The following is a 20,530-nucleotide window of genomic DNA, read 5'->3' on the forward strand; positions in this document are numbered from 1 at the left end:
TCGCGCCCAGCGCGTAGTGCTTCGATCGTGGGAGCCGTGCCTTCAGGCGCTCCAGGACATCGTCGGTGACGCCGAGCGCGGCGCGTCGTTTCGCGAGCCACCAGCCGGAAACGGAGGCAAGCGACCGGTTGTCCAGCAGTTCGAAACCTTCGCCGACCTGTTCGGGCTGCTCCGCATTGTAGGGCTTGCGGTAGGCTTGATCACCATGAAGGCGAGACGGTACTCGTCCGAATGCGGTGCAAACCTGTTGAGGCTCCACGGCTATTTAGCTTGGCTCAAGGACTCAGTATCGAAAGCACCGCAGTAATGGCAAATCGAATTGCCCCGGCGGCTTGCGCCACCGGAGCTTCTTTGCGTCGTCAAACCCCGGCGTCCGGTCGGCCTGGCGCGGCTACTTCAGCGAATTGTAATCAGCTTGCAATTTTGGCACGGTCAACCCAGGCATTGAACTGTTTCTGATGGGTTTCGATCCATTCATGCGCCAGCTTTTTGATGTTGTTGTCGCTGCCACCCTTTTCGCTGATCGTTTGTTCCCAGGTCGACCAGTCGGCCAGCGGGAACGACATCTGCTCCACGAGCTTCTTGACTGCCGGATTGGCTGCAATGAACTTCCGGTTGGCGACGGCGTTCCAGTTCCATGCCGCCATGGCCATGCGGCATGGATCAGCACCGCCAGCGCAACCGCTGACGCCTGGCACCAGGGCAGACCCCTTGTTAGGGACCGATTCCGGCAAGGCATCGAAGGGCGTCGGCAACCAGACGACATCCTTGCCGGGCACCAGAGCCTTGTTCATCCACGAAGGGCTCCAGGCATAGAAGAATACCGGCTCGCCGCGCTTGACACGGGCGACGGCCTCGACCATCAGCGCCTCATATTTGCCGCGGACCGAATTGACGCTGCCCTTGAGTCCGAATTTCTCAAGCTGGAAGTCGACGACGTCGCCGCAACTCCAGCCCGGATCGCAATTGATGAGGTCGGCTTTGCCGGTCGTGCCGAAAAGAGCAGCGATCTTCGCATCCTTCATCTGATCGAGCGTGGTGATGTTGTTTGCGTCGGCGGTTTTCTTGTCGATCAGATAGCCATTAATGCCACCGCCTTGAATTAGGCCACCGCCGACGATCTCCGCCTCCGCCTCGACCTTCTTGTAACCCGGCTCGCGCTGCGGGAAGTTTATATCGGTCGCGATATCGAGATCGCCCTGGGCCGCCGCCTGGAAGAACAAGGTGGTGTTGAGCGTGCTAAGCTTGACGTCGTAACCGAGTTCCTTCATCGCCGCCATGCCGATCTGGGCAACGACATAATTGGCGCCTAGGCTGTCGGACTGGGCGTACCGCACCGTCTTGCCGCTCCCAGGCAGGTCTTCGGCGAAAGCAGTTTGGCCTAGAGAGGCCGCCAGCACCATGCCGGTGACAAAAAGGGAAAAGGCTTTCAGGCTGTGCTTCATCGATGTTCTCCTTCTGGATTTATCTTTGGACTTCACTGAGTTCGAGGTTCGGCTGTAACGCGGGCGCTTTAAGGGATAGGCAAGTGAATTCCTGGCCGGCGGAACGAGCCGCCGGTGTCTGTTGTCATTCCGGTGGTGGTTGCCGCCGGAGCGATTCCGCTCAATGCGTGCGGTTCGCTGCGGATGTTGCGATGGCCTCCTGCGATCGCTCACCCTTGAAAACATTGAAAAGGTAGCGCAGCACCGACCTGCGCTTGCGGTCGGTCGGCTGGGCAAGCTGCTGGGTGATCCGATCAAGCATCATGGCGAGCAGGACGATGGCGATGCCACCGACGGCGGCGCGACCGACATCGAGACGTCCGAGACCTTGGAGAACCACGAGGCCAAGGCCTTCCGCGCCGATCATGGCAACGACTACGGACATCACCATCGCAGTCAGCACGGTCTGGTTCAGTCCTCCGAGAATGGTGGGGATAGCCAACGGCAGCTGTATTTCCCACAGAAGCTGCCGCTTATCGGCGCCGAATGCGAGACCTGCTTCGACCATTTCCTGCTCTACCATGCGAATACCCAAATTGGTGAAGCGGATTAGCGGCGGTGCAGCTGCTGTTACGACCGCCACTTCGCCCGGCACTGTGCCCACGCCGAACAGCATGACGACCGGCACGAGGTAAACGAACGTCGGTGTCGTCTGCATAATGTCGAGCACTGGCCGCACCACGCTCCAGACCTTGTCGTTACGAGCACACCAGATGCCGGTCGGCACGCCGATGGCGGTGCAAAACACGATGGCCGTGGTAATCAGCGAAAGCGTTGTCATGGCCTCGGTCCAGACACCGATGGCTGCGATCACGACAAGTGAGATGGCGCTGAACACCGCGATGCCGATGCTGGCAAACCGATAGGCGGTCAAGAACACCAGAACGACGAAGATCGGAAACGGAATTTCGTGCAGTATGTAATCGTTGAACGACAACAGGTTTTCGACCGGCCACTTGATTGCAAGAAACAGTGGACGGAGGTGGAGCGCGACCCATTGGACGGCGTCTGCAATCCACTGGTCCACCGGAAAGACGGCTAGATCATCGGCATCAAGCATTGTGGCCTCCCATCGAAGCAGGCGCTGTCGATCTCGCCGCCGAGGCGATCCGTCCAAGGATATGTTCGGGTTCAAGCATGCCGAGGAAGCAGCCGTCCTCGTCAATGACCGCCATTGCCTTGCCGCTCTGATACAAGCCAGCGACATCCACGAGCTTGGTGGTGCCGCTCACCGCGACGAAATCACGCGTCAAAAGGGCATCCACCGGCTTGCCAGCCTTTACCTGTTGCAGGGCCGCAGCGTCGAGACAGCCGACGATGCGGTTCGACGCGTCGACGGCAAAACTCATGGCCTCGGGATGCTCGGCGTCGCCGACGATCCGCGCCGAACCATCGCCTGACACCGTCGAACCGGTGCGCATCACCGACCGTGCGTCAAACAATCGCGACCGGTCGACTTCGCGCGTGAAGGCGGCGACATAATCGCTGCCTGGTTCGAGCACGATCGATTGCGGTGTTCCCTCGCGCACCAATTCGCCCTCGGACATAATGGCGATGCGCGTTCCGAGTTTCAGCGCCTCCTGGAAATCATGAGTGATGAAGAGGATGGTCTTCTTCAGCGTGTGCTGCAGCCGCAGCAACTCATCCTGCATCTCGGTCCTGATCAGCGGGTCAAGGGCGCTGAAGGCTTCGTCCATTATGAGGACGTCGGCATCGGTCGCCAGCGCCCGCGCCAAGCCGACACGCTGGCGCATGCCGCCGGAGAGTTCATGCGGGCGATGATAGGCCCATTTGGCGAGACCGACGATCGCCAGCACCTCTTCAGCGCGCTTGCGTCGCTGCGCGGCGGAAACGCCACGCAACTTCAGGCCGAATTCGGCATTTTCGATCACCGATTTGTTTGGCAACAAGGCAAAATGCTGGAAGACCATGGAGATGCGCGTGCGCCGCAATTCGCGAAGCGCGTCCTCGCGTAGTGGCACGATGTCGATGTCGTCGAGCAGGATCTTGCCTGCCGTTGGTTCGTTCAGCCTGTTGATGCAACGCGCCAGCGTCGATTTGCCGGACCCCGAAAGGCCCATGACCATGTAGATCGCGCCTGAGGGAACGGAAAGCGAGACGTTATTCAGACCGACGACGGCGTCGGTCTCCGCAAGGACGCGCGCCTTATCCGCGCCGGTGGCGAGCAGCGTCATGGCTCTGGTGGGTGAAGGGGCGAAAATCTTATACAGATTCTCTACTCTCAATCGCTCTGTCACCAATGGCTCCCATGTTTCAACGATACGGATGTTCCCGATCCGCAATTTCTTGACGAGGATCAATTAAGGGGGCATGTCAGCTAGATCGTCTTCCGCGAACACGGAGGATTTTTGCTGCTACACTTCCTCCAAACCGAGGTGCATTTACTGCAGTGCAACTCCACCGTGCGCCGGTTGGCTTCAGGGTTTGCCTTGCGTTTCCCTTCTCCTATTGGAGTGGTGAAAAATCGGTCGGAAGAAGGATACGGTTTTCCGCGCTTTCGATCGCGCCGTCAGTTTCGGAATGAAGGCCCGCCAGCGCGCATCTGCCGACAACGTGCGCCGGCGCGCCACGCGATCGGCGAAATCGACATATCGCCACAGATGGACCACCTGGTTCAGCGGCCCGACCTCGGTGACGAAATAGCCGATCAGTCCGCCGAGAATCGGTTCCTGGATTGCCAGCCCCTCCTCGCGCACAAGCTTCAGATATTCGGAAGTTTTGCCCGATCTTATGCGATAGATACGCTCTTCAACGATCATTTCACGGTCTCCGGCACGGTCAAAAAATCCGCCATCATCGATGCGACGAGATCGGGGGCTTCCGTCAGGATCGAATGCCGCAGCCCCGGAAGGACGCGGAGCTCGGAGCCTGGGATGCGCTCATGCATATATCTTGCCATGCGCGGATTGGAGCCTGCATCCTCCTGGCCGGTTGCAATCAACGTCGGGCAGCGAATCTGGTCGAGAAAACCGCCGAAGTCGGTCTCGGCGAGAACCCGGTAGGCAGAAGCGTAACAGTCCGGATCGTTCTGAGAATTTCGGTGCCTAAGCGTCGCGATCAGATCGGGATTCTTCTTCTGGAAATCATCAGTCAGCCAACGCGACAGGGAGGCGTCATAGTGCGATCCCGGTTCGCCGCTGCGGAGAGCGGCGAGGCGGGCGAGAACGCGCTCCCGCTCCTCGGGCGTGCGTCCCGCGACCGTCGAGAGGAGAATCAGGCGCTGAATGCGCGGAAGATGCGTCAGTGCCAACCGCTGTGCGATCAACCCGCCAAGCGAAAAACCGGCCAGATGGAAACGGTCGAAGCCGACACTGTCCGCCAACGCAAGTGTTTCGGCAACGAAATCGTCGATCTCGTAGCGGCCTTTGACGCGCGACGAGTTTCCGTGACCCCGAAGGTCGAACGTCAAGATGGTGAACCGATGCTTCAGCCGCTCGACGACCCCGCTCCAGGCTTCAAGGTAGGAACCGACACCGTGGATGAGCACCAGCGGCTCTGCCCCATTGCCGTCAACCCTATAGTTCAGGACCACATCTCCGACCGTATGACACTGCGTATCAGTCATCCTAATACCCTGCCGCGGCCAATTGCTGGGTTTCGCGCTCGCGTTGCGCAAAGAAGGGCATGACCTCGTCTGTGAACAGGCGAAGCGTCTTCTTCTGCAGTTCGAAGGGCAGATTGAAGCTGAGGCCGAGACAATATTGATCGACGCCAGCTGCTTCGTAGTCGAGCAGCTTCTCGATCACTTCGTCGGGCGTTCCGAACATCAGGTTCTTGCGGATATTTTCCGGGTTGTAGTTGTCGCGGCCCTTAACGCTTTCGAAGGGCACGGCCTCCGGGAAACCGTTCTTCACGGTGCCAATGTTCTGCATGAGGTTTTCGAAATAGCGACCATAGTTCATGCTGTGCTCGACGGCGAGATGCCAGTCGTCGGCCCTGTCGTAGACACAAGTGCGCCGCTGCATCATGAATTTTGGGCGTTTCACCTCGGGATGATCGGCGACCGCCTTGTTGAACTTGCTGGCGAGCACGCCGATTTCCGCCGCCGGAAGCGAGAGCGGCGTGGAGAGGATGTTGGCGCCGATGCCGATCGCCCAGTCGAAGGTGCCAGGATCGCGGGCGGCGACCCAGATGCGAGGACCTCCCTTCTGTAGCGGCTTCGGCACCGAGGTCGCTCGCGGAAAATTCCAGTACTGGCCCTCATGCGCATAGTCACCGGCCCAAAGCTTCTGGACCGCTGGCACCAGTTCCTTCATGTAGCCGACGCCCTCCTGCTGCTGGACGCCCGGCGCCATACGGTCGAACTCGTACTGATAGGCGCCGCGGGCGATGCCGAATTCCAGGCGCCCGTTCGTAAGGTGATCGCACAGTGCGGCTTCGCCAGCGAGACGGATTGGATTCCAATAGGCGGCGGCAAGCGTTGCCGTTCCCAGGCGGATACGGCTCGTATGCTGGGATAGCCACGTGAGGATCTGAAACGGATTGGGTGATATCGTGCACTCGATTGTGTGGTGCTCCGGCGTCCAGATCGTCTCAAACCCGCCGGCGTCCGCGATTTTGGCAAGTTGCAGCAGATTGTCCATTACGGCCGTCATCGAGGTTTCTGGCGAGAAACGCTCCATGCCCAATGAGACGGCAAATTTCATTTCAATCTCCCTTGGATGGTTTGTCCCAGCGTTTCTGACGGTCAGCGCAGTCGAATGACAAAGGGATCCTGCATGGCGCCGGAATAGTCGATGACGACATTTTTTGCCCTGGAGAACTCGCGCATGACGTCGAAACCGCCACGCCTGCCGTAACCACTTTCCTTAAAGCCGCCATTTGCGGACATGTAGGCTGCTGACCGGTAGGTGTTGATCCAAACGGTACCTGCATCGATGCGGTTGGCGAAGCGCATCGCCCGGTCGATATTCTGGGTCCAGATCCCGGACGCGAGGCCGTAGCGTGTGTCGTTGGCGAGTTCGATCATGTCTTCTTCCGAGGAAAAGGGCATGACACCAACGACCGGTCCGAAAAGCTCATCGCGCATGAAGGACATATCGTTCTTGGCGTCGATCATGACGGTCGGCTCGAAATACCAGCCGCGGGCGAGTTCTTCCGCCTGAGGACGGTTGCCGCCTGACGCGATCCGTGCCCCTTCCTTGACGCCCGAAGCAACGTAGGACTCAACTTTCGTCAGCTGCGCCGCCAGGGCCAGCGGGCCGATATCCGTCTTGTCCTCCAACGGGTGGCCGACGGTGATGCGGTTGGTGCGTTCCACCAACGCTTCGATGAAGCGGTCGTAGACGCTGGCCTCCACGAAGCAGCGCGAGCCGGCGACGCAGGTCTGGCCCGCAGCTGCGAAGACGCCCGAAACGACCCCATTAACGGCCTTTTCGATATCAACGTCGGAAAAGATCACGTGGGGAGATTTGCCGCCGAGTTCCATCTGGCACTGCGCAAGGTTGGTCGCCGCGTTAGCAGCAATTTTACGGCCGGTATCGGTGCTGCCGGTGAAGACGTATTTTGCGATGCCCTTTTGCCGCGTCAGCGCGTCGCCGGTTACCGCACCCGTTCCCGAGACGACGTTGACAACGCCGGCCGGAAACCCCGCTTTCATGATTAGCTCGGCCAAGGCCAGCGTCGAGGCCGTCGCGTGCTCGGAAGGCTTGATGACGATGGTGTTGCCAATCGCCAAGCAGGGAGCGAGCGTTCCTGTCAACATCATCAGCGGCGAGTTCCAGGGTGTGATCATGCCGACGACGCCGATCGGTTCGCGCATGTTGAAGTTGAGCTGGTCCAGCTTGTTGACCGGGATCGTATCGCCCTGCAGTTTGTCAGCCATGCCGGCAAAGTAAGCGTAAGAGTCCGGGATCGAGCGCATCTGCGCCCGCATTTCTTTGATCAACTTCCCATTGTCGCGTGTTTCGATCAGCGCCAGGTCGTCGGCGTTGGCAAGAACCAGATCGGCCAGCTTGCGCACCAGCTTTCCGCGATCGGTCTGCGTCATACGTCGCCAGGCAGGATTGACGAATGCCTTTTGCGCCGCCTCAACCGCCAGTCGCACATCGTTGGCGTCGGCTTCCGCAAACTGATACCAGGCCTCCGCGGTGGTCGGGTCGAAACTGTCCAGGTAGCGACCGGATGTCGGTTCGACAAACCGGCCGTCGATAAAGAGGTTGAGGCGCATTCCCTCGAGCGATTTCACCGTTGTCTTCATCGTCGCTTCCTGATTTCGGGTTAGTCTTGAATGGCCTGATGCCACGAACGGGCCTCGCCCTCGATCATTGCGAGTCGCCCGCCGTCGCCGGAATCCATGTAGATGCCAAAGCGTTCCTGCTTGCGCTCGCGGACATAGCGGCGGAGCATCGCCCGCAATTCCCGGGTCGGGATGAGGTCATAGGGCAGCTTGTCAATGGCAAAGAACCGCAGGTCTTCCGGCAGGTCGCGCCCTTGTCCGCCATCGGCAAGTCGGGCGCGATAGATCAAATAACCGGGGTCGCAGTCGGCAACATCGAAGATCGAGTAAAGAAAGGTGTTGTCCGACAGCAGCTTGAGGGATTTGCCGTCGTCGAGCGGCAGTTCGCTGCCGGCCTTACGGCGTTTGGCCGTTGGCAGAGCCCAGCCACCGCTTCCATCCGCTCGCAGCAGGATCTCACCGCTAGCTTCGATCAGATATCCGATGATCATGTTGTGCGAGGCCAGCCAGCCGGACGGCAGCGGATCCTTGACGCTTGCGTATCGGCCGCGGCAAAAGCCGAGCGGCGCTGAAGGGCTCGTACCGAAAGCCTGCACCTGGCCGATCAGGACGACATGATCGCCTGCATCGACCCTGTTGTAGGTCGTGCAGTCGAACCAGGTAAGGCTGTCCGTCAGGATTGGAGCGCCGGTATGAACGCGGTCGTGATTCACGGAGTGGAACTTATCGGGGGATTTCGAGGCGAAGGTCGCCGAGATGTCGACCTGTCCCTCATGTAGCAGGTTAACGGCAAAGGAATCCGCCGTCGTAAAGGCAGCAAAGCTTGACGCCGATTTTGCGACGCAGACCAGCAGTAGCGGCGGATCGAGCGAAACCGAGGTGAAGGAATTAGCCGTCATGCCGCGCGGATCGCCGTCCGTGTCCCGCGTGGTGATGACGGTGACGCCGGTGACAAAGGTTCCGAAAGCCCGACGCAACGCGATTGGGTCGATGGCCGTCGGAATCTTTGCGGTTCCCGTGGTCAACATGGGATCAGCGCCTCCTGGTGGTTGATAGCGGGAAGGCTAATCGCAAGAAGAGCGACCTTCTTCCTTCATTCAGCCGGAAGGGCGCGGAAAATATTGCTGCTGTTTGCGGTAAGAGAGGAAGGGTGCCGATCTGCCGTCCCGAGGGTCAGGTCGATTGACCTTCAGCCAAGGAACGACCTTCCGTGACACCATGCAGGTGAATGGCCAATTCGATGGCAAAGCGCCGCTCTGGCGTCTCGACATCGATGCCGAACATTTCCTCGATTCGCGACAGGCGATAGCGCAGCGTGGTTACGTGCAGGCCCATCGCATCGGCGCAGGCGCCGCTGCGACAGCCCTCCCTCAGATAAGTCGACAGCGTTTTCAGATAGGGCGTGCCATGCTGGCGGTCATGGGCGGCGATGGCGCCGACGCTTTCCTGCACGAAAGCGCGTACGTCGTCGACGCCCGCGGCTGCTACGAGCATCGGCAACGGCCCGAAATCCTGCCCGGACAGCGCACCGGTGCGACCGAACGAACGGGCGATGGCAATCATGCGACTGCAGCGATCCCAAGCTAACGGATAATCCGTCAGCGTGGCACAGACGTTGCTGGCGATGACGATCGGTTCTTCGTCAAAATATTGGCCCAGATCCGCTGCGATGCGCCGCATCAGTTTCGATGTTCGCTCCTGTTTCCAGACCTCGTCATAGGGAATGAGGCACACCAGCCCGCCATCGATGGCCACGACGCACGCGGGAACGGAAGCTTGCTGCATGATACGGGCGAGACTGTGATGCAGATCGACGGACGTTCCGCCAAGATTCTTCGCGCTCTCGGGAAAGTCGACAACGACGATTTGCTTGGTTGTCATGAAATTGATGCCGAGCCGCTGGGCCCGCTGCTGGACATCTGCCGCGTCGCGCCAACGCCGCTCCACGACCTCGAAGAAAAGCTCGGTCTGCGTGCGGGTTTCGAAACGGAATCGGATGAAACTGCGCATCATTTGGACGCTGAGCGCAAACTTGGCGCTGTCAAGCAACAACTGGTCCAGATCGCTGAAGGCACGCGACGTGGAAAAGATGATCAATGCCCCGACAAGTTGGCGGTCGACCGTCAAGGGCTCGATGCGGGCGGCGAGATTGAGCCGCGAGCTGCCGTCATCGAGAAAAAGCGTCGCCCCGCTGTTGCCGCCCCGCTCAATTGTTTCGCGTGCTGTCTTTCCCAGTTGTCGGCTCAGCGGACCGGCCGCTGCTGATTGCCAAGCGGCATCATCGAACTGCACCTCGCTTGGCGAGCGGCCGGCGATAATCTGGTTCGCAGTAAAATCGACGACGACGACCGGATTGGGCAGCAGGTTGCCGACCATCGCCGACAATGAAGAAACTGAGCCGTCTGCAAGCACGTGTTCAAGTAGGGAGGTGTGCGCCTTGAGCGCCTTTTGCAACCTGTCTCCGGCCTGCCGTTCGGCTTCCAGCCGCTGCTCCCTCTCGATCGCGATGGCGCCGAGATGGACGATCATACCCAGAAACGCCAAATCCTCTCCCGGGACCTCCATGATATCCCGCGACACAACGCTCAGCACCATTGGCCGGCCCTCGAAGTCGCTGCAGTTCATAGGCATGACAAGGACGGTACGGTAATCTCGCTCGAAAGCTTCGCGGCGATAACCTGGAAACTCCTCGGATTCGCGCACGTCGCGGATATAGACTGGCTCGTTCCGCTTCAAGGCGATCAGCGAGGGGCTCGTCGCCAGTTCCCAACGGTCAGGGAGCGTTCGCTCGATCAACGTCGGATCATAGCGAACCATCACATGAGCATAACCATGAGCGGCGTCGATCGACATGATCGAACCGAGCGTCCAGTTTGCATGGCGGCAGGCGGCGAAAACCAAGTGCTTCAGGATCATGACAAGATCGCCGCCGGAATTGATCTCACTTGCGACATCTTTGAGAACCGAGATTTGCGCCTTCCTGTCCACAATCGCTCCCTGCGCCACGACCCGCTGAGTTAGGCATGTGCGGGAGCTGAATTCTACATCGTTTCGAAGTGCCGGCCATTCTGTTTTTCCTCCCTAACGGAGGAAGACAGTCACCGTCGTTGCTCATTAGGTTGCGCCACAATCCAGCGAACAGATGAGGAATCCATGGATCTCGGAGTGAGAAAGTTCTGCACATTCATCGAGCAAGTATTCGTCGAGGGTGGCAAGAAAGCCGACCAACCGATCTCCATGGTGGTGGTCGCAGCCGTCTTGAAGAACCCGTGGGCCGGTCAGGGGTTCGTTGAAAATTTGCGCCCTGAGATTCTCCGGTTGGCGCCGGGTCTTGGCGCCGAAATGACCAAGCGGTTGGTGGCGCTCTTGTCGGCGGATAAGGTCGAAGCTTACGGCAAGGCGGCTTCGGTCGGCGTCAATGGCGAGATCGAACATGCATCGGCGCTGATCCATACCTTGCGGTTCGGCAATATGTTCCGCACGGCGGTAAACGGCACGACCTATCTGAGCTTCACGAATACGCGCAACGGGCCCGGCGCCCTTCTTTCCCTGCCGATGACCCACAAGAGCGAAACCGGCAAACGCTCCCACTTCCTGACGGCCAACTTCCAGGTTCCGGACGCACCCGGTGCGGATGAGGTGCTGATCGCCATTGGCGCCTGTGATGGCGGGCGGGCGCATCCACGTATCGCCGACAGGTTCCAGGACATGGCGGAAATGGAAGCTGAGGGGCAGGCACGCTGAGCTTCGTCTTTCGCAGCAATCCCGGGGCGCCGAAATGACCTTCCTCTATGATGCCAATGCCGAACGCGGCGCCGAGTGGACAGCGCTCTTGCCTTCCACTATTGCGCGGACGCGGTCGACCCGCGTTCGGTGAAGTATCTTGGCGTCTGGCATCCGCCCACAGACCTAAGCGCGAAGTACCCGAACCTTGAGGTGCTGTTTTCGCTGGGGGCTGGGGTCGACCAGTTCGATGTCGACGCCTTGCCGGCCGGGTTGCCCGTCGTGCGGATGATCGAGCCAGGCATTTCCGACGCGATGGCAGAATACGTCACGCTGGCAGTACTGGCATTGCATCGTGATCTCCTCGCCAATCGTGTGCAGCAGGCGGGCGGCGATTGGCAGCCCTTGCGTTTCCGGCCGCCAGGTGCGTTGCGCATCGGCGTGCTCGGAACCGGCGTGCTCGCGAAGACTTCACTTTCGGCGCTTCAGCCCTTCGGCTTTCGGTTGAACGCCTGGAGCCGGTCTCGCCAATCGATTGGAGGCGTCGAATGTTTCGCCGGTAAAGCCGAGATGGATAAGTTCTCAGTCAGCGCGATATCCTCGTTTGCCTGCTGCCGCTGACATCCAAGACGGCTCGAATTCTGAATGGTGCGTTGTTCGCAAAACTCCCGCCCGGCGCGGCGATCGTCAACTGCGGGCGTGGTGGCCATTTGGTGCAGCCGATCTTCTCGTCGCGCTCGACAGTGGCAGGCTTTCCGGCGCAGTTCTCGACGTCACCGATCCGGAACCCCTGCCGGCGGATCATCCTTTGCGTCTGCATGAAAGAGTGCTACTCACCCCGCGCGTAGCCAGCATGACCCAGCCGGAAACGGCCGTCGAGGTGGTGATAACAATATCCGCCGGCATCAGGCCGGACAGCCACTAATCGGTCTCGTAGACCGCCACCGTGGACAAGCCGCAAAAAAAGGGAGGCGCACCGGCGCCAGCTAGTTGGGCTGCGCGCCAGACGGACAGGGTTCTTGCCCGCTTGCATTGTGGCTGCTGCGAAAGGCTTGAATTCCGCCGCGGCGCTAAGTACGGCACAAGTCCATGGTTCCGCCGGGAGTATGCGAGGTGCCCGTCAACCCAAGCGCTTCGTTTTAGAGTAGGCCGGCGTCTTGCAATGGCCGGGGTAATAAATGCCAGGATCAAAGATCGTCGAGGAGCGTACGATCCTCACTTGAGGATAATGCCGCCACCGACAAAGCCCGACACCCTCCCCGCGATGAGCGAGTGTCCGCGCGATGCAGCAAGGGCCTCGCGAGGAGGGTCGCTGCCCGCAATAAATCGCTTAGCCGGTATGTGAGACCGCCGAAAGAGCGTCAACAACGCGTCGGAAGCGCGCAGCGGGCCACCCGGTCTTTGAGGGTCGTATTTGAAATGCATGAGCCTAAATTGCTAGCCGATGGAGCGAGGCAGCGGCCATCCTCAACAGGCGCCTCTCGGCTTGGGACGGCCTTTACCACAGAAAATCAATAGCTTGCGGGGTGGTTCGCCAATTCATGTCCTTCGTATGATTTTGTGTGGTCTGGCGAACTCATTTTAGGCCCTTGGATTAAGACGTCCGCCGCATCACGACGCGGAGCATATAGCATCGCAAGTAGGTTGGTTGCGGGGACACGCAACCACCGATACCGACACTCGCTGATCGTGGCTGTTTGAGTAAGGTCCGATAATCAACCCGATTCGCAAGATGAGTCTCTGGCAGACTCAGAGGGTCGTCGTTTTCTTCGGAAATCAATACGTGGATGGTTCGCCAACCCATTTCCTTCGTATGTGCTCACTTGGGACGGCAAACCGGAAGGCTCCGAATAAGAGGGACCGTAGGCTACGAACACCAAGGTTGTGATAGAGAATGCTGGCGCAATCAGAGCGCGGCAAAACCTCTTGAGGCAGCAAGCACGGGTCATGCGATATCTTCCGGAAGTTTTCTTCATCGAAAGTCTCCAGCCCGAGGACGAAGGCAACGGCCGGTTTGAAGGCAGCTACCTATCCGGGATACTGGGGCTCCACGGAAAGCATCCCGTCTATCGCTACGTCAGAACGAGACATGATTTCGAAGAGGCAGTGATCGAGTTTGGCAATTCGGAATGCCGCTACCTTCATATTTCGGCGCACGGCGAAGCGGAGGGCATGAACACGACCAACGGTGAGGAGATAGATTTCGACGAACTCGCCGAGCTTCTGAAACCCCACCTACACAACCGCCGCCTGTTTCTCTCGGCCTGCTCGATGGTCCACAAGGATCTCGCCGAAGAGATCATGCCGGGCAGTGGCTGCTATTCGCTGGTGGGTCCGACCGAAGACATACGTTTCACCGATTCTGCGGTCGTGTGGTCATCGATGTACCACCTCTTGTTCCGCGAGAATGCCGAGCGCGTCACGCGCGGGCCGATGCAGGACATTCTCCAAAAGGTATGTGCGCTGTTTTCCGTCAAGTTCGCGTTCTTCACAAACGACAGCAAAGCGCAGAGAGGCTATTCAGAGGTACGTATTGAATGAGGCGCGGCCAGACAGCCGGTCCGTCATGCTCCTGCGAGGAATCGTAGTTCAGCGATCGTACGCGAAGCGGGGCGTCCAGCTTTTTTCCAGCTCGGCTTCCTCGTCTTCTTCTTCAAGCGGATCTTCCGGAAGATGCTCGCCGGTCAGCACCGTCAGCGTGTAACCATAGCTGCCAAGACCGATGATCTCTTCGTCAAGGACAACTCTTCCGGACCCATCAAACCAGGTGGCGAGGTCAGTTTCATCGACCGCGCGCTCGGCGCGCAGGACGTTCTTGGGATCAGAATTGAAGCGGCGTGTCGCGCTTAGCGGGAGCGGTGCACCCTTGCGCAAGAAAGCAAGCTTGCCGAGATTCTTGAAGGTATCGGATGTGAAGGCATAGGCGATCTGGTCGCCTTTGCTGACGATGACCGCCATGGGATAGGCGCCGCATTCCGCGGCTCGGATCGCGGCGGCGGTAACCGAGCAGCGGGCTTCTTCGGCGAGCTTCAGGATGCCGTCGAGACCGATCTGGTTATCCGACAAGAAGCGCCGTGTCAGCTTCGAGGGCAGCAGCAGCCCGCTTGCAAAATGATCGGCCTCCAGTTCGATCGATGTGTTCTGCGTGAAGTTGGCACGAGAAAAGTGCGTGCCGCCGGCACCGATGATTTCCTCCGGGTGTCCTGGTAAAAACCAGTGGCCCAGTTCATGGCAGATGGAGAAGTTCTCGAATCCCTCGTTGTCGTGTTCGGTCGAGTAGATGATGGTGGCGTTATCTCCGGCAAAGATGATCGCGCCCGAGACGCCTTTGACATCAGCCGGCTTGGCGACGAGGGCGATGTCTCTTGCCTTCGCAATCTCATGCGGTTTGACGGGAAACTGCGTGTATCCGAATTCTTCCGCAATCTTCTCGCCACGCTGGGTCGCCATCCTGAGCTGAAAACCGGGCATAACCGTCCCTATGTCTTGTCCTTGATCATGGTGTCGATTAGATTCTGAATGAAATCGCGATCCCTTGTGCTGAGCTTTTCTTCATCGCGGAAAGCGGTGGTCGCGGTTTTGGTGCCAAGAAGATAGTCGGCCGATACATGGAGCGCCTTGGCGAGTGCACGCACGTTGTCGAAAGAAGGTTTGCGTCGCCCTGCCTCGAAGTGGGCAATGGCACTGGGTTGCATTCCGGCGTCCCGCGCCAGTTCGGACTGGCTCATTTTCCGGTCGTCCCGGACCTTGCGGAGACGGTCGGCGAAGCTGGCTGGCATGCTTGACTGGGTCATGACGAAAGCGTATAGTATCCTTTGTTAAATCGTCAGCCCCACCGGGGCCTTTTTTCGGCGCCTGCCTATGACAGAACGTCAAGAATTGTATGACGATACGCAGGAATGGTCAAGAATCAGGAGCTGATTATGACAGGCAAGAACCAGCATGTCGTTCCGCACGGCGAAGATTGGGCCGTGCGCGGCGCAGGGAACGAAAGGGTGACCTCGATCCATCCGACGCAGGCCGACGCCGAGCGGGCGGCACGCGAGATCGCGATCAACCAGCGCAGCGAGGTTGTCATCCATCGCCCGGACGGGCGGATACGCGACAAGAACTCCTACGGGAACGACGATTTCCCGCCGGAAGGATGAGCGCGTGACGCCGGCTGCCTCTTCTCCTGAGAACCCGCCCATCCGTCGGATTCTGTCCATTGATGGCGGCGGAATCATGGGGACGCAGCCGGCTTCGTTTCTTGCGGCTATGGAGGAGGACCTTGACCACCCGATCGGCGACTATTTCGACCTGATCGCCGGCACGTCGACCGGCGGCATCCTCGCCATTGGACTTGCGATGGGGATACCGGCAAGGGAGCTGCTCGACCTCTACGTCCGGCGCGGGCCGCATATTTTCGGTCAGTCCGGCGGCATGCTGGAAAACCTTGCCGGCGATCTGTGGCGGAGGCTGAAGCATGCCGTCGCGCCGAAGCATGATGCCGAGCTTCTGCGCAAGGAGCTCGTTACCGTTCTGGGCGACCGGCGGATCGGAGATGCCAGGAGGCGGCTGCTGGTGCCGGCGTGGGATGCTGACCACCGTGGCGTCTACATCTACAAGACCGCGCACCATCCGCGCCTCAAGACAGATTTCAAGCGGCACGCCGTCGATGCCGCCATGGCGACGGCAGCAGCGCCCACTTACTACCGCCGGCATCGCACGGCCGATGATGTCGGACTGCTTGATGGTGGCGTATGGGCGAATAATCCGATCGCACTGGCGGTGGTCGAGGCGACAACGCTTCTTGGCTGGCCGGCCGGCAGCCTGCGGGTCCTGAGCCTTGGCTGCGTGAACGAGGTCTACATGCTCGGCGAGGCTCCCGGTCTCGGCGGGCTCGCGTTCGATGTGACGCGGCTTTTCATGGACGGGCAGTCGCACGGCGCGCTTGGCGTGGCCAAGCTGATTACCGGGCATCAGTACGAGCGCGAGGCCATTTTCCGGTGCTGCCCGGATGTGCCGAAAGGCTTCTTCAAGCTCGACGACACCAGGAAGATTACACAGCTGAAGGGGATGGGGGCCTCATCGGCACGCAAGGAACGTTCGCGGCTTGAGCCTGTGTTTTTTTCGGAGCCGGCAGAACCCTTCGAACCCGTCTACAAGCTGAAAGGCCCCAAGCCATGAACCAGATGCTTCTCGCATCGTCCACCGCATATTCTCCGCTGCGCAAGGCGGAGATTTATTCGCTCCTCGACGAAATTTGCCAGATGCTCGAATTGACGGCCGCCCAGTTCGAGGCGGCGCGCACCAGCTACGAGGCCGTGGCCGAGTGGCTGTCGGCGTCGGACAACCCGATCCTGCGACTGATCGAGGTCTATGCGCACGGGTCGGCCGGCCTTGGTACGACCGTCCGCCCGATCGCGCGCGAAGATTTCGATGTCGACCTGATCTGCAAGGTGTTGCGGTTCACCGCCGATCGCCTACCGGCCGAGCTCAAGCGCATTGTCGGCGACCGGCTCAAGGAGAACGCCCGCTACGCCTCGATGCTCGAGGAGAAGAAGCGCTGCTGGCGCCTCAACTATGCGCGCGAGTATCACCTCGATATCTCGCCGACCATCGTCAACACCGAGTGCGCGAACGGCGGCGAACTCGTCCCGGACAAGAAGCTCCGTGAGTTCAAGCCGACCAATCCCAAAGGGTACAAGGCGCTTTTCGACCGGCGCGCAAGCCTGCGGCCGGTCCTGCGCATCAATAAGGCGCTCGCGGCTCAGGACCGGGCGGCGGGCGTTGAGCCCTTCCCCGTCCACAGCGTCGCCAAGGGTATCCTGCGCCGCATCGTTCAGTTGTTGAAGCGTCACCGCGACATCCATTTTTTTGAGGTGACCGAGGATGTCGCGCCAATCTCGATCATCATCACGACCCTGGCGGCCCAGGCGTACGAGTATTGCGTCACGAACTTCCCCTTCGACTCCGAACTCGATGTGGTGATCGAAACCATCCGGATGATGCCGCACTTCATCGAGCGGCCGTTTGTGAATGGTCGCCGGCTTTATGTCGTCGCCAACGAGACCGCGATCGGCGAGAACTTCGCGGAGCGCTGGAATACCGAGCCGGCGCGGGCCACGGCGTTCTACGCCTGGCACGGGAAAGCGCTGGCGGACTTCGAGGGGCTGCGGGATCTGGAAGGCGTCGATCTCATTGCAAGAAGCCTTGGCAAAAGCCTCGGCGATTCCGTTGTCGAAAAGGTGATGGATTCCAGGACGCAGGCGGTGTCTCAAGCTAGGGTCGGCAACAAACTCTACGTGGCGCCGGCGGTTGGCCTGACGCTGTCGACGCCGGCTAACGCGACCCAAGTACGGCCGAATACATTCTTCGGAGACTAGGCGTGCGGCCCGGCACCCGTCCCGATCTGACACCGGCGCAGCAGTTCATATTTCTGCGCGCCAACCCGGTTTGTGCCGGAACAGGCCGGCTGTCTCCTACCGGATTGACCTGGGAATATCGCGTAAGGCCGACGCCACTGAGTCGGGAATACCTGGTGCGCATTGCCTTCGATCGCGGTGATGTCCCCGACGTGTTCATCATTGAGCCCGACCTTCTCAAACTCGCCGACGGCCGCCCACTGCCGCATGTCTATCATAACCCCTTGCGCCTGTGTCTGATCCTGCCGGGAACGCGGGAATGGACCGGCACGATGCGGATCGATCAGACCTTCGTTCCTTGGACCGCGACGTGGCTCTTTTATTTCGAGGAATGGCTGGTGTCTGACGAGTGGAAAGGCGGTGGCCAGCATCCCGAGGAGAATGATGCCGAGCAATATAGTCGCTCCGTGAGGCGAGCGGTGCGATGAACAGTCCGAAGCGAAGCCGCGACATCTGACGAAGACCGGCACGACCCGCCTCACCATCGAATACAACAAGACAAAATGGATGGCGACGCGGACGACTGGGTAATCGCGGCAGCGTGCTTTCACAGCACTCTGCCGCTTGCTGAAGAACAAAATGCGCAGCAATAATTTGAATAACCCGATCCCCGGCTGAACACGTTGGTTGCACATCTGAGGGTTGGGCGATATGAGCCTATTGGTATTCAATCTAGGAGCATGACGATGTCCGAAGACGCCAATAATCTCATCGAGCTTACTGCGGATATCGTTTCCGCCTATGTCCAGAAGAATGCGGTTCCGGTCTCTGGATTGCCCGACCTGATCGCTAGCGTAAATTCGGCATTGATTAATATTGGACAGGCAACTCCAATCGAAGAACCGGCTCCAAAGCCGGCAGTGAATCCCAAGCGCTCCGTGTTTCCGGACTATATCATCAGCCTTGAAGACGGCCAGAAATACAAGTCACTCAAGCGCCATCTGGCAACCCGGCACGGAATGACGCCTGATGAATACCGGGCGAAGTGGGGGCTGGCGAAAGACTATCCAATGGTCGCTCCAAACTATTCGGCTGCCCGATCAGCGCTGGCAAAGTCGTCGGGTTTGGGAAGGAAGACTGCTCCGCCCAAGAAACCTGGCTCCAAACGTAAGGCGAAAGCCTGACTTGTAAAACTTGGCGGGCCGATTGCAGAGGCTGAAGGCTGCGTGGCTAGTTTCAAGAGCCTGTCCTCCCCGGAACATCCCGCACTACGCATTGTCTGCTGTCGAAGCTGATCGCCGGTGCGGTTTCTCCGACGCGCCGGCGCCAGGTACACCTTCCTTTCTGGCCTTGGCAAATGCCCGGTCGCTTTCCAGAAACTCCAGCAGCATGAACGGAATGAGCTCAGCCACTGTTTCAGACTCGCCATACGCCTGCCGGTAAAGGACGGCATAGTCGTTGAGTGCTTGGCTTAAGTCGGCGCTGACAGTGATGGTGATCTTCGACGGTGTCCTCTCCGGAAGCTTTCCTAGTTTCAGGTTTGCCATGAGCCCTCCTTTTCAGCCCGCGTACGGCCGGAGCACGATGTCCCTGTGCACGATCACGCGCAGCGGCCAACCGGGGCGCACTGTGATTGTCGGCTGAATATTGAGGTTCATTTCGGTGATGCGCTGGCCGGCTTGACTTACGTTTTGTTGAGTGGATTCCCGGATCGCCTTGACGAGGTCGCTTTCGTTTTCTCCAAAGCTCAACTCGGTGCCGACGCCCAGCAATGTGGCCAGCGCAACGCCCTTGATCAGCTGCCAGGTGTGGAAATCCACCTTGTCTTCAAGCCCCGCATAGCCGGCAGTGTCTGTCGCCGGCAGATTGTCGATTTCGATCGAGGAACCATCGGGCAGGATTATGCGCTGCCAGACCAGCAGCGCGCGCTTCTGCCCAAAGGCGACGACGCTGTCATAGGTGCCGATCAGACGCGAGCCTTGCGGGATGAGCAAGGTGCTGCCGGTGACGGTGTCGTGCACATTCTCGGTGACCTGCGCAACGACCAGCCCGGGCAAGTCGGAATTGATCCCTGTGATCAGGCTTGCCGCGATGACGCTGCCGGCCATGAGCTGATAGGGTGAAGCTGGCGTTTGCAACGCATGCGGATTGTAGATCCCGTTTGTGTCTCGCTGGCTGATGAAATCCAGTTTGCGCTGCTGATTGTTCTGGTCGCCTTCGGCTGGTGCAACCGAAGCTGACGTGCCGGCGGCACCGGTTTGCGGAAGCGCTTCAAATTGCTGCTGGCGGGCTCGCCCGTTGTCCGGAGCATCGGCCTGCTTCGGTCGATTATCGATCCGGAACATGACTTGCGACTCGCGCGCCGAAATCGCCTGCTGGGCGAGCCGTTGCTCTTCCGCGGAAACCTCCTGCCCGGGCGCGATGCCGAGCTGGCGTTGCCGCTCAAGAATGGGGCGGCCGAGATCGCCGGGCAGCGGCGGTCCAAGCACCGGCGGTTTTGGCTTGATCGCGGAATAGTCCTTAGGCAGGCTATCGAGACCCTCAGCTGTCGGCTTGCGTTCAGTGTTATAGCGGTCTTCCGTCAAGTCCTGGATGCGCAGAGCTGGCCCCCTCAGCGCGATCATGATGACGCCGAATATTGCGCCGGATCCGAGCGCCGCGATTGCGGCGATCACGCCGCGCCTGAAACGCACAGCACGACGAGGCGAAGCGCGCAATTGCAGCTGCTCTGGATCGAGCTTCGGCGGGCTGGTGGAATGGGACGTGTCAGTCATGGG

General features: G+C 59.6%; 19 protein-coding genes and 2 pseudogenes. 8 read left to right on the plus strand and 13 right to left on the minus strand.

Features of this window, described 5'->3' with window-relative positions; all coding sequences use genetic code 11:
- Nucleotides 1-410 precede the first annotated feature (410 nt).
- The 9 genes and pseudogenes from proX to CK221_RS25210 all read right to left on the minus strand — a co-directional run bounded on the left by proX (nucleotide 411) and on the right by CK221_RS25210 (nucleotide 10,671).
- Complete coding sequence (gene proX, locus CK221_RS25170; protein WP_245430741.1) at nucleotides 411-1,658, minus strand: glycine betaine/L-proline ABC transporter substrate-binding protein ProX; 1,248 nt, start codon at nucleotides 1,656-1,658, stop codon at nucleotides 411-413.
- Nucleotides 1,606-2,544: a proline/glycine betaine ABC transporter permease gene (locus CK221_RS25175; protein WP_095779665.1), complete on the minus strand. Its 939-nt coding sequence runs from the start codon at nucleotides 2,542-2,544 to the stop codon at nucleotides 1,606-1,608. Before CK221_RS25175 ends, proX begins: the two co-directional genes overlap by 53 nt.
- On the minus strand, nucleotides 2,537-3,805 hold the full coding sequence (locus CK221_RS25180) for a glycine betaine/L-proline ABC transporter ATP-binding protein (protein WP_245430742.1): 1,269 nt from the start codon (nucleotides 3,803-3,805) through the stop codon (nucleotides 2,537-2,539). The genes CK221_RS25175 and CK221_RS25180 overlap by 8 nt, the downstream gene beginning before the upstream one ends.
- A 145-nt stretch (nucleotides 3,806-3,950) precedes the next feature.
- Nucleotides 3,951-4,264, minus strand: a pseudogene (locus tag CK221_RS25185) (NIPSNAP family protein).
- Entirely contained in the window at nucleotides 4,261-5,070 is an 810-nt protein-coding gene (locus CK221_RS25190; protein ID WP_095779667.1) for an alpha/beta fold hydrolase, read from the minus strand. The pseudogene CK221_RS25185 and the gene CK221_RS25190 overlap by 4 nt, the downstream one beginning before the upstream one ends.
- A 1-nt stretch (nucleotide 5,071) precedes the next feature.
- On the minus strand, nucleotides 5,072-6,151 hold the full coding sequence (locus CK221_RS25195; protein ID WP_095779668.1) for an LLM class flavin-dependent oxidoreductase: 1,080 nt from the start codon (nucleotides 6,149-6,151) through the stop codon (nucleotides 5,072-5,074).
- Nucleotides 6,152-6,192: 41 nt separating this feature from the next.
- Complete coding sequence (locus CK221_RS25200) at nucleotides 6,193-7,704, minus strand: aldehyde dehydrogenase (RefSeq protein WP_095779669.1); 1,512 nt, start codon at nucleotides 7,702-7,704, stop codon at nucleotides 6,193-6,195.
- A 20-nt stretch (nucleotides 7,705-7,724) separates the two neighbouring features.
- Complete coding sequence (locus CK221_RS25205; protein WP_095779670.1) at nucleotides 7,725-8,711, minus strand: flavin reductase; 987 nt, start codon at nucleotides 8,709-8,711, stop codon at nucleotides 7,725-7,727.
- Nucleotides 8,712-8,856: 145 nt separating this feature from the next.
- Nucleotides 8,857-10,671, minus strand: coding sequence for a helix-turn-helix domain-containing protein (locus CK221_RS25210; protein WP_095779715.1), 1,815 nt, complete (start codon nucleotides 10,669-10,671; stop codon nucleotides 8,857-8,859).
- Nucleotides 10,672-10,836: 165 nt separating this feature from the next.
- Between CK221_RS25210 and CK221_RS25215 the strand changes: the two genes are divergently transcribed.
- The 3 genes and pseudogenes from CK221_RS25215 (at nucleotide 10,837) to CK221_RS25225 (ending at nucleotide 13,947) form a co-directional block, all read left to right on the plus strand.
- The gene (locus CK221_RS25215; RefSeq protein WP_095779671.1) at nucleotides 10,837-11,427 is read left to right on the plus strand and encodes an amino acid synthesis family protein; all 591 of its coding nucleotides are present in this window, start codon (nucleotides 10,837-10,839) and stop codon (nucleotides 11,425-11,427) included.
- A gap of 34 nt (nucleotides 11,428-11,461) precedes the next feature.
- Nucleotides 11,462-12,396 (plus strand): annotated as a pseudogene (locus tag CK221_RS25220) (glyoxylate/hydroxypyruvate reductase A).
- Between the two features lie 957 nt (nucleotides 12,397-13,353).
- Entirely contained in the window at nucleotides 13,354-13,947 is a 594-nt protein-coding gene (locus CK221_RS25225; RefSeq protein ID WP_095779672.1) for a hypothetical protein, read from the plus strand.
- A 48-nt stretch (nucleotides 13,948-13,995) separates the two neighbouring features.
- On the opposite strand, the gene CK221_RS25230 is transcribed toward CK221_RS25225, so the two are convergent.
- Nucleotides 13,996-14,877, minus strand: coding sequence for an ImmA/IrrE family metallo-endopeptidase (locus tag CK221_RS25230; protein WP_095779673.1), 882 nt, complete (start codon nucleotides 14,875-14,877; stop codon nucleotides 13,996-13,998).
- 8 nt (nucleotides 14,878-14,885) lie between these two features.
- Nucleotides 14,886-15,200, minus strand: a complete 315-nt coding sequence (locus CK221_RS25235; protein ID WP_095779674.1) for a helix-turn-helix transcriptional regulator — start codon at nucleotides 15,198-15,200, stop codon at nucleotides 14,886-14,888.
- 129 nt (nucleotides 15,201-15,329) lie between these two features.
- Here CK221_RS25235 and CK221_RS25240 point away from each other — a divergent pair, with 129 nt between their 5' ends.
- The 5 genes from CK221_RS25240 to CK221_RS25260 all read left to right on the plus strand — a co-directional run bounded on the left by CK221_RS25240 (nucleotide 15,330) and on the right by CK221_RS25260 (nucleotide 18,937).
- A complete protein-coding gene (locus tag CK221_RS25240; RefSeq protein ID WP_095779716.1) occupies nucleotides 15,330-15,554 on the plus strand; it encodes a DUF2188 domain-containing protein in 225 nt (74 codons plus the stop codon).
- Nucleotides 15,555-15,558: 4 nt separating this feature from the next.
- Nucleotides 15,559-16,575 carry a CBASS cGAMP-activated phospholipase gene (locus tag CK221_RS25245; RefSeq protein ID WP_245430743.1) on the plus strand — a complete coding sequence of 339 codons (1,017 nt, stop codon included), beginning with the start codon at nucleotides 15,559-15,561 and terminating at the stop codon, nucleotides 16,573-16,575.
- A complete protein-coding gene (locus tag CK221_RS25250) occupies nucleotides 16,572-17,774 on the plus strand; it encodes a nucleotidyltransferase (RefSeq protein ID WP_095779675.1) in 1,203 nt (400 codons plus the stop codon). The genes CK221_RS25245 and CK221_RS25250 overlap by 4 nt, the downstream gene beginning before the upstream one ends.
- A gap of 2 nt (nucleotides 17,775-17,776) precedes the next feature.
- Complete coding sequence (locus CK221_RS25255) at nucleotides 17,777-18,241, plus strand: hypothetical protein (RefSeq protein WP_095779676.1); 465 nt, start codon at nucleotides 17,777-17,779, stop codon at nucleotides 18,239-18,241.
- Between the two features lie 258 nt (nucleotides 18,242-18,499).
- On the plus strand, nucleotides 18,500-18,937 hold the full coding sequence (locus tag CK221_RS25260; RefSeq protein ID WP_095779718.1) for a MucR family transcriptional regulator: 438 nt from the start codon (nucleotides 18,500-18,502) through the stop codon (nucleotides 18,935-18,937).
- Between the two features lie 84 nt (nucleotides 18,938-19,021).
- Here CK221_RS25260 and CK221_RS25265 read toward each other — a convergent pair whose 3' ends face one another.
- Together CK221_RS25265 and CK221_RS25270 are read right to left on the minus strand one after the other, a co-directional pair.
- Nucleotides 19,022-19,300 carry a DUF2274 domain-containing protein gene (locus CK221_RS25265; RefSeq protein ID WP_095779677.1) on the minus strand — a complete coding sequence of 93 codons (279 nt, stop codon included), beginning with the start codon at nucleotides 19,298-19,300 and terminating at the stop codon, nucleotides 19,022-19,024.
- A 12-nt stretch (nucleotides 19,301-19,312) separates the two neighbouring features.
- Nucleotides 19,313-20,527 (minus strand): TrbI/VirB10 family protein, encoded by a 1,215-nt coding sequence (locus CK221_RS25270; RefSeq protein WP_095779678.1) that lies wholly within the window; start codon nucleotides 20,525-20,527, stop codon nucleotides 19,313-19,315.
- Nucleotides 20,528-20,530 lie beyond the last annotated feature (3 nt).

The sequence above is a fragment of the Mesorhizobium sp. WSM3868 genome (assembly GCF_002294785.1).
Lineage (GTDB): Bacteria > Pseudomonadota > Alphaproteobacteria > Rhizobiales > Rhizobiaceae > Mesorhizobium.